This window comes from Blautia sp. 1001283B150304_161114_C9, from assembly GCF_015668165.1.
GTDB classification, from domain to species: domain Bacteria; phylum Bacillota; class Clostridia; order Lachnospirales; family Lachnospiraceae; genus Blautia_A; species Blautia_A wexlerae.
On the sequence record NZ_JADPGO010000058.1, the window covers coordinates 1 to 8,990 of the forward strand.

An 8,990-nucleotide genomic window follows, 5' to 3' on the forward strand; every position below is an offset into this window, starting at 1 on the left:
TGTAGTAAAAATCTATTTACTATCATTATGAGTTCAAAAACGTAGACAGTAAAGCTACCCAAGATTTAAGCGCTTACTATTGAAAAGCTACCGGAAGAGTTTCAGATTTCCCATTCCCGGTTATCCGAATGCTGGATTCAGAAGTTTTCCGCGGATTCTTTGAAACTAAGTAATTGTGTGCTGGCGGACTGTATTCTGCAGGGACTAAGCATAGATGAAATGAAGATCATGGACGGAACTATGGACGGAACACTGCTTTCGGGAAACACAGTGGGGAAGATGGATTTTACTGGAATGTCAATGCGGCATTCCAGTATGAGGGATTGTGCCATTGAGAGTTTGGTTATGGAGGACACCGCATTAGATGGTATGTATTTTTTCCGTACACAGCCTAAGTATCTGAGAGGAGAAGAATCCATGCGTGTGACTTTAGGCGGAGCTACAGAAGAGGAAGTGGAGAATTATCGGAGGTGCGTGAAAGGGGAAATTATACCACCCAAAAAAGAATTTAAAACGTTAGGTGATAATATCTGCCGGAAAGGATAATTCCGGCAGACGTTTGTTTTTGTACTTATAGCATTTGAGTAAAAGTGATTTGGGTAGTAAAAAGATGATCTTTAAATTCACTCATAAAAGAGCCATTATATTTTTTAACAGTATTTTCAACATTTATCATACCAATCCCAGAATGTCCTGCTTTAGTTGACAAATAACGGTTATGGTTTAGCTGGGGTGGAGTGTAGCAGGTATTTGTTAGATTAATAATGTTAAAATTGTTTATTTGACAAATACAAAGGTTGATAGTATTATGCTCAGCTTTATTGTTCATACATTCCTCAAAGGCATTGTCGAGAAGATTGGATAATATAATAGTTAGATCAATATCATCTATAAAGGATAAGGCTGTATCTTCACAATTGTATATAAATTCAATATCATTTCTTTGAGCTGTATCTATTTTATCATTTACGAGTATGTTTATAATTTTGTTATTTGTATGTACTGCAATTTTTGACGAATCCATCATTTTTTTTATTTGAGTAGCATATTCTTCTGCTTCATTAAGATGACCATTTGAATACAGTTCATCAAGAATACCTAGATGACGATTTATATCATGGGCCAACTGCCTATATTCAGTATATTTGTTTTCTAATTCATTATAATACTTTGTTTGTAGATTTTTTTCTTGTTGTAGCATCATAAATTGACTTTTTTGATTATAAAGAGAAGCCAATTTATTAAATAGATAATAAATATAAATATCTGCAAGAAAAATGGATATACAAACCCATAACAATGAAATTAACAAAGCTTCATTGTTCGTTTCAGCCATAGTATAAGTGATTATCAGAATTATAATTATGCTTATAATCGGGACAATTAATAGAGCGAGGGATGATGCTTGTATATTTATTTTGGAGTTCTTTTTTAGCAAAAAATACATTGCAAATTGATAAAGGCTAAATATTATCAAATCAACTAATATATTTCCTGGAAGTATGTTAAAATGTTTTGAAAATAAAAGAGAGAAAACAACTTCACTTACAATTTCTGCGATATTCAGCGAAAGTATAAATAACAAAATCATACCATATTCTTTTTTGGTTGAAAATTTATAAAGAAATTTCGCTGTTAGTAAAGGTGCTATTAGGGAAAAAAGTAAATTTAATATTCCTATGCTGTATATATTTATAAAGGAAAAAATGCTCCAAATTCCTAAAAAACTTATAACATATACTATTTTCGAACGATAAATACGAAAAAAGATTTTATTGAAAAAGTCAAATAAAATATAAATAGATATAAAACTTGAAATCAGAATTAAGGACAATTGAGTTATTATACTATGCATTACATTGTGCTCCTTTGCATACATTGATTGTTTGGGCCAAAAAGTGATTAACAGCATTATGAAATTCAATGGATTTTCTCTGTGATAGGGGTATTTCTATACCATTAACCATATAAACAATATAGTTTTTTATTCCTATGACATAATCTAAATTAACTAGAAAACTTGAATGTGGCCTTTCAAAATGGTATTGAACCATACTAGTATATAATTTTGAAATTTGTTGGTTCATTTTATAGGTATTGGTAAAAGTGTGTATATATATTTTTCTATTAGCACTTTCAAAATATATGATATCTCTTATATTTATATTGATAAAACCTTCTGCAGTTTCAAATTTTAAAATAGTATCATTGCTTTCTGCTTTGCTATAATTTTCGATATCTTCTAGTTGCTGATATATTTGTTCTTCGTTGGCAGGTTTGTCAACATATCCAAAGGCTCTTACAGAAAAAGCTGCTGATTTGAAATTTTTGTGATTAGAAATAAATATTATTTTAACCTTTTTATCTGTTGTTCTGATTTTTCTTGCCAATGCAATTCCATTACTGTCTTTCAAATCTATATCCAAAAAGATTACATCCATTTTTAAACGTTGATCAATTAATTTATTAAGTTCTAAACCACTATGACATATTGTTATTGTATATTCTTTATTGAGGCTTTTATAGAAGGTATTAATGTATTTTGCTAGTTGATTTGTAATCTTTCTTTCATCATCACATAATAGTATATTTATCATTTCAGTAGGTATCTCCATGAAAAATAATCTTCAATAGTATAGCATAGCGAAAAATGATTTTCAATATTATGTATGTTATAAGTGTTTGAATACTTTAATAAATTGACGTGACACAGTAAAACTGTGTTTTGAAAATACCTTGCACTTTTACATCAAAACCAGTACATTCTGCAAATGGCATTGTAAAAAAAAATAATTATGATAGATTGATTTCAAAAGAAAAGCAAAGGAGAAGAATCATGGTAAACGATACAGTGATTAGGAACTTTTTCTATACCAGTACACCAGAACACGAGGGAGTATTATTTCATATCCCATCAGGTCGCTTCTTTAGGGTGTTTGATGAGAAATGTAAGTCCGATTTTAGACAGATATTTGAGATTGGAAGCTTGTCTGAAGATGTTTTGGAAATGCTTCATAAGATTGATTCGGGAAAAGGAGTGTGTTCCGGTTCCTGCGAGAATTGTGATAATCAAATAAAAAGTGCAAATGAGTTTACGGTTCGTAAATTGGCACTTGTATTGACCAGCAGTTGTAATATGCGATGCAGGTATTGTTATGCAAACTATGGAATGTATGATTATGAGAAAGCTGCAGATATGAATGCTGAGAAATTAGAGTCTGTATTATCCTACTTTACAAAAAATTTTAAAGGTATAGGAGCGATTCAATTCTTTGGTGGAGAGCCTACATTAAAGGAAGATTTAATTTATCAGACGGTTGACTATTTTGAAAGAATGGTTCAATCAGGGGAAATTAAAACGATGCCGGTATTCGGAATTGTAACAAATGGGGTTTATATGCCAGATAAACTAGTCGATTATTTTAAAAAATATAGCTTTTTTGTTACCGTGAGTTTGGATGGCCCAATTTTAGTTAACGATACACTTCGAATTGATTGTAGTGGTCATGGAAAGTATAAATCAATTTGGGCGAATATTGCAAAGATACAAAATGCAGGAATTAATGGTTTGAGCTTTGAGTGTACATATACCGCAGAGCATATAAGAAATAGCATTTCTCTTGTTGACTTGATTAAATTCTTTGATAAGGAATTTAATAATCCTGTAGTACATATTGCGCCAGTTAATATAGACAATAATCATTATCTTAGTTTAGTGCCTTATAAGGATAAATACAATCAATATATGGAGGAATTGGTCGATTACACGTTTGATATGTTGCTTGAAGAGAAAAAGATGTGTTCAACTAATATTGTGTTAGGTGTAATCACCAGGATTATTTCGCAAGCAAGCCAAAAAGCTATATGTCCTGCAGGAGTAAACACTTTTTCAGTGTCGCATGATAATAAAATATCACCTTGTTTTATGTATACATCTAAAGATGATATATCATATGGAAATATTGGAGATGATCCTGATGAGATTTTATCGAGAGCATATACTTTTGACGAATATATCAATAATAAGGATAAGGTTGATGAATGCCAGGAATGTTTTGCGAGAAATGTCTGTTCATCATGCCTTGGTAGTTTTGAGATTAAGTCAGATAAAGTGCAAATATCAAATCCAATCTATTGTGAAAGCATAAAGGTGGCTACTAAACGTGCATTGCAGAGATTATCAGATATAAAGAAGAACCCGAAAACATGGGAAGAGTTTAATCGATTTTTGGATAAAGGATATGAAGAAAGAAGATAGAGTATTGATAAAAAAATTTCTAAAATATTTTCGACCATACATAGGATTTAGTGTTTTACTCTTGATTACTATTTTACTGAGTGTAGGAGTATCACTTATTCAGCCTGTTTTGTGGTCAAAATTAATAACTTCAGTATTCGGAAATGATTTGCGCTCTTTATACAAGATTGTGATTATGTTCGTAATACTATTTATTTTAACGGTAGGCGTTAATTTATTGCAGTCTGTATTAAAAGCATATTTGAATACACATATTGTTTATGATATTCAACAAGACCTATTCAACAATATGCTGTCGATGAAAATGGAATATTTTGATTCAATGGCTAATGGGGCTATCATTTCAAGAATTACAGGAGATACAAAACAGATTGTTGATTTGATAATAAAGGAAGTTTTGCCGGATGTAATTGCAGTTTTAAAGTTGATTTTTTCGTTTGTAATAATGATTAAAATTAGTTGGAAACTTACTATTATCACTATTATAACATTACCTATACTTATGTTGTATTATAGCAAAAATAGTAAAACAGTACGGCAAAAGCAATCAGAAGTGAGAAATGCAAATGATCATATTATTAGTTCAATACAACAAGCGATTGCGGGAATTGTAAATGTCAAAATGCTTGGTTTGAAGAATATTGAACGTGAACTGTTCAGAATAAATAACGAGGAAAAATGTAAAAAGGAATTTGATTTTTCGGTTTTTGTGGTTATATTTCAAACGATTATATCGCTAATGGGGCTAATTAGTGAGGTAACAGTTTTTGCGGTTGGTGGATATTTTGTATTGACGGCTTATTTAACAGCAGAGAGTTTTATTCAATATACTTCATATAGTCAGCAATTTAGTAATGCTAGTCTGACTTTAGTGGGATTAGTCACAGACTATCAACGGATTATTGTTTCGATTCGCAGATTGAACGAAATAGAAGAAACTTTAAATGGTCAGCATGAACGATTTGGAAAGAATGTCACTATAAATGAAAAGGGTAATATTGAATTATGTGATGTTACTTTTGGATATGGAGAAAAAAGTGTATTACGGAATATCAACCTGGAAATTAAGGAGAATTCTGTCACTGCATTGGTTGGTCATAGTGGCTGTGGAAAAAGCACGATTATTAAGCTGATATCAGGCTTATACGCAGTTAATAACGGAAAAATATTTATTCATGGAGAAGATTTGTCTAAGTTGAGTGAGGAGTGTTTACGCCGTACTGTATCTGTTGTCTCACAAGAACACTTTTTCATAAATGCAAGTATCATAGATAATTTTCGGTATGTAAAGAATGGCATAACAGAAAATGAAGTGCGTGATTTATGTGAGTTGTGTGGGTTGGATGATATGATAGGCAGTTTGCCAGAAGGTTATGATACTGTGATTGGAGAAAATGGAAGTAATTTTTCTGTTGGACAATTACAGCGGTTGAGTATAGCAAGAGTTTTGGCCAAAAATACCCCTATAGTTATTTTTGATGAACCGACCTCTTCGCTTGATTTAGAAAACACCAAGAAAGTTTTAAATATCATTAATGTGATTAAAAAGAATAAGACGGTTTTGGTTGTGAGCCATGATGAAAATATTATGGAATGTGCTGATCAGGTTATAAATATGAACGATTTTTAGGAGGAAAAAATAATGGAAGAAATTGAAATCAAAGTTTTAAATGAGCAGGAAGATGATGTGGAAATTAAGCCTAAAACGGGATTCGCTTGTGGTTGGGGATGTACTGCAGGAGCTGTATGTATAGGCGGAATCTTATGCCCGTAATATAAAGAGAGGAGTTTGACCATGGAAAGGATTAGATCACCGAATAAATTGCGAGTGTAGCTAGTCTTAATATTATGAAAGGAGAAGAATAATGGAAGAGGTTAAAGTTTACAATGAAACTGAAACAGATGAAGATTTAAAACCAACTCCACGTGCAGGATTCATGTGTGGATGGTGGTGCTATTCAGGATTTTTGTGTCCTGGTGGTAATGCTTGTAATTGATTTTTTAGGAGGAAAAAATAATGGAAGAAATTAGAATGATTTATTTAGCTGAGGATAACACACCAACACCAAGAGCAGGGTATGGATGTGGATATGCTTGTCAGGCAGGATTTTTCTGCCCTGGCGGTTTTATTTGCAACTAATTAAAAAGGGAGGAAAGTTCAATGGAAGAAATTAACGTATCAGTTTATAGTGATGATGCGCCAACACCAAGAGCGGGAATTCTTTGTGGAGTATTTTGTATTTCCGGTATTTTATTCTGTTAAAGGAGGCCAGTATTTAAATGGAAGAAATTTATATTGGAGAATCAGACATTGATGAAAATGGAGAAAAAACTCCGAGAGTAGGTGTAGGACTTCTGTGTGCAGGAGGAGCAGGAGGAGCAGGTTGCGCAGGAGGAGCAGGAGGTCTAGGCTGTGGTGGCGCATGCGTTGGACTTGGCTGTGGTGTAGCGTGTGTTTCTTGATTCAGGGGAGTGAAAGTTGTTGAAGTATTGTATTAGCATAATACTAATTGCCGTATTCCTATTAGTTATTCTGATTGTATATAGAAGAATATCGCAATATAAGTTTTGTAGATGCAAGCAGTGTAAAAGTACGATTGGTCAAAATGATAGTTTTTGTAAAAAATGCGGAATAGAATTAACAGCAGATAATAAAGAGATTATCATTAAAAAAGCAAACAGGAGAATTTCTGTAGGTATATATGCACTATTAGGAATTATCATCATTTCTGGAGTGACGGGAGTATTCTTGTATTCTCGAAATGGGAGCCTTCTGTATGATTTATCAGGATCAACGGGTGTTTATGCGCAAAAATATGACAATACTATTTCTGATGCAGATTATTGGATTGTCGATTGTAAGGCACTATCTGATGGAGTCTTTAAAAAATCGGTAAGAAACGAAAAGTTAGAAAATCTTATTGTAGAAGGTAGAACTACAGATGGTGAAATGATATTGACTGTTGAAGCAGGAAACTGTAAAAAGGAATACGATATAACCAATACCGAAGGAGAGATGGTATTTGATGTTAGTGAATTTGAGCCAGGATTACTGAAACTGTACATTTCACACCCGAAATCGGAACACATTTTTGTTTGTATTAAGTGGAAATAAACATACAAATGAGAGGGGCCTATCGAATTTGTTTTGATAGGCTCCTTAAAAAATTAAGGGAAATACTGTTAGCTTCTTTTGATTTTCCACAAAGTTCATATCAATGAGTATTACTCTGAAACATTCCTGTCAGAGATAATTTGAATTTATGGATTGAAGTTCATGCTACGCCAATTTCAAGAGCAACAACCTTCTAGGGGGGGGGGAGAACTTCTGGCGGTATTCTGCGGCTACTTTCTTTTGGTTCAGAATGAAGAACACCGGGAACTATTGGAAGAATCTTATATCCATGTTCTCTCTTTAGGAGTGAATATCCATGTGGGGATTTGGGAGAGCTGGAATGAAGACTCGGAGAAGATACTGAGGGTCTGACCATCTAACTAACCGATAAATAAAATAATAAATCAGTAAAAAGTTGATTAAAATTCTATAAATGGAATGTAATTGTTTTGCAAGATAATACAAATTTTGTAATATATACTAAATGATTCATTGACAATATATCAGGTATTTGATACATTAAAATTACATATCTGGGAAGCTCTATTCTAAGTCGTTCGACTATCTGATTCCCCATATGAGAGTAAATAAATATGGTGGAAGCAGCGTTAGCGAATACATGAATTTTTCCTTTATTGGAGGCTCCTTTCACCATCATAGAGAAAGGAGCGGTATAATGCCAGTAATAGCGAGATTTTATGGAATGGTAATAAAAATGTATTTTCGACAGAGTGAACATAATCCTCCGCATATTCATGTAATATATGGAGAGTGTGTTGGTGTAATTGACATAAGGACAGGCGAAATGTTAGAGGGTGATCTTTCGAAAAGGGCATTAAAAATGGTTCAAGAATGGGTAAAGCAGCACGAAAATGATTTGATTAAAATATGAGAAACGCAAAAGTTTGTAGAACTTCCACCGTTGGAATAAAATAATGGAAGTTCTCGAGTAAAATGGAAGGCGGTGTTATTGTGTTTCATAGAATCAAAGATATAATGTCTTTGAAAAAATATGTTCTTTTGGCTACGTTTCAAGATGGGACGGTTAAAACTTATGATGTAAGTTCCCTGCTTGAGGAGGTGGAAGCATTTAACGCTTTAAAAGATACACCACATTTGTTTGAACAGGTAAAAGTGGATGTTGGTGGCTATGGAATCTCCTGGAATGATGAAATAGATTTATCTTGTGATGAGATTTGGGATAACGGAGTGCTTTTATGTGAGGATAATGGAGAAAACTAATCATGGAAATATCAAGTATACTCATTAAGGATACAACAAAAGAAGAAAGAATCCGCATTGTGCAGGAAGAATTATAGTCATGTGAGGTTCACGTTGGAGTTCATTTCAATGTCAATAAAAAAATAGATGAGGAAACTATAGAGTTGCTTTGAGTCTGACTTTGCAAAGTGCGAATATTGACTAAGAGGAGTGGCATTAAAAATGATAGATATATACACAGAAAAAAGAGATTCAATATTCGGATATAGTGACTGGAAGTAAAGGTAAAGGATATAATGCATGGTGGAGCAAGGAATATGAGGTGTAAGGAATGGGTAGATTTGTAAATCCTGATAACAGTGCATTTCAGGTGGCACTGAATTCTCCGATATATGT

The 8,990-nt window shown here is 32.9% G+C and carries 12 protein-coding genes; 10 read left to right on the plus strand and 2 right to left on the minus strand.

What is annotated here, in order from left to right; genetic code table 11:
* Positions 1-159 precede the first annotated feature (159 nt).
* Positions 160-546, plus strand: coding sequence for a hypothetical protein (locus I4V44_RS16680; protein WP_196002995.1), 387 nt, complete (start codon positions 160-162; stop codon positions 544-546).
* A gap of 25 nt (positions 547-571) precedes the next feature.
* Here I4V44_RS16680 and I4V44_RS16685 read toward each other — a convergent pair whose 3' ends face one another.
* The gene (locus I4V44_RS16685) at positions 572-1,855 is read right to left on the minus strand and encodes a sensor histidine kinase (protein WP_173703749.1); all 1,284 of its coding nucleotides are present in this window, start codon (positions 1,853-1,855) and stop codon (positions 572-574) included.
* A complete protein-coding gene (locus tag I4V44_RS16690) occupies positions 1,848-2,615 on the minus strand; it encodes a LytR/AlgR family response regulator transcription factor (protein WP_118340395.1) in 768 nt (255 codons plus the stop codon). Before I4V44_RS16690 ends, I4V44_RS16685 begins: the two co-directional genes overlap by 8 nt.
* 221 nt (positions 2,616-2,836) lie before the next feature.
* On the opposite strand from I4V44_RS16690, the gene I4V44_RS16695 reads away from it, so the two are divergent.
* From I4V44_RS16695 to I4V44_RS16720, 9 genes are all read left to right on the plus strand, one after another.
* Positions 2,837-4,258, plus strand: coding sequence for a radical SAM/SPASM domain-containing protein (locus I4V44_RS16695; RefSeq protein ID WP_118340398.1), 1,422 nt, complete (start codon positions 2,837-2,839; stop codon positions 4,256-4,258).
* The gene (locus I4V44_RS16700; protein WP_118340401.1) at positions 4,242-5,888 is read left to right on the plus strand and encodes an ABC transporter ATP-binding protein; all 1,647 of its coding nucleotides are present in this window, start codon (positions 4,242-4,244) and stop codon (positions 5,886-5,888) included. The genes I4V44_RS16695 and I4V44_RS16700 overlap by 17 nt, the downstream gene beginning before the upstream one ends.
* 12 nt (positions 5,889-5,900) lie before the next feature.
* Complete coding sequence (locus I4V44_RS17815; protein ID WP_271724977.1) at positions 5,901-6,032, plus strand: hypothetical protein; 132 nt, start codon at positions 5,901-5,903, stop codon at positions 6,030-6,032.
* Between the two features lie 91 nt (positions 6,033-6,123).
* Positions 6,124-6,255, plus strand: coding sequence for a hypothetical protein (locus I4V44_RS17820; RefSeq protein ID WP_271724979.1), 132 nt, complete (start codon positions 6,124-6,126; stop codon positions 6,253-6,255).
* Between the two features lie 20 nt (positions 6,256-6,275).
* A complete protein-coding gene (locus I4V44_RS17825; RefSeq protein ID WP_271724981.1) occupies positions 6,276-6,398 on the plus strand; it encodes a hypothetical protein in 123 nt (40 codons plus the stop codon).
* 140 nt (positions 6,399-6,538) lie between these two features.
* Entirely contained in the window at positions 6,539-6,721 is a 183-nt protein-coding gene (locus I4V44_RS16705; RefSeq protein ID WP_118340404.1) for a hypothetical protein, read from the plus strand.
* Between the two features lie 19 nt (positions 6,722-6,740).
* On the plus strand, positions 6,741-7,373 hold the full coding sequence (locus tag I4V44_RS16710) for a hypothetical protein (protein ID WP_118340407.1): 633 nt from the start codon (positions 6,741-6,743) through the stop codon (positions 7,371-7,373).
* A 676-nt stretch (positions 7,374-8,049) separates the two neighbouring features.
* Positions 8,050-8,265 (plus strand): DUF4160 domain-containing protein, encoded by a 216-nt coding sequence (locus I4V44_RS16715; RefSeq protein WP_118340409.1) that lies wholly within the window; start codon positions 8,050-8,052, stop codon positions 8,263-8,265.
* Positions 8,266-8,327: 62 nt separating this feature from the next.
* Entirely contained in the window at positions 8,328-8,615 is a 288-nt protein-coding gene (locus I4V44_RS16720; protein WP_019162256.1) for a DUF2442 domain-containing protein, read from the plus strand.
* The last annotated feature ends 375 nt before the right edge of the window (positions 8,616-8,990 follow it).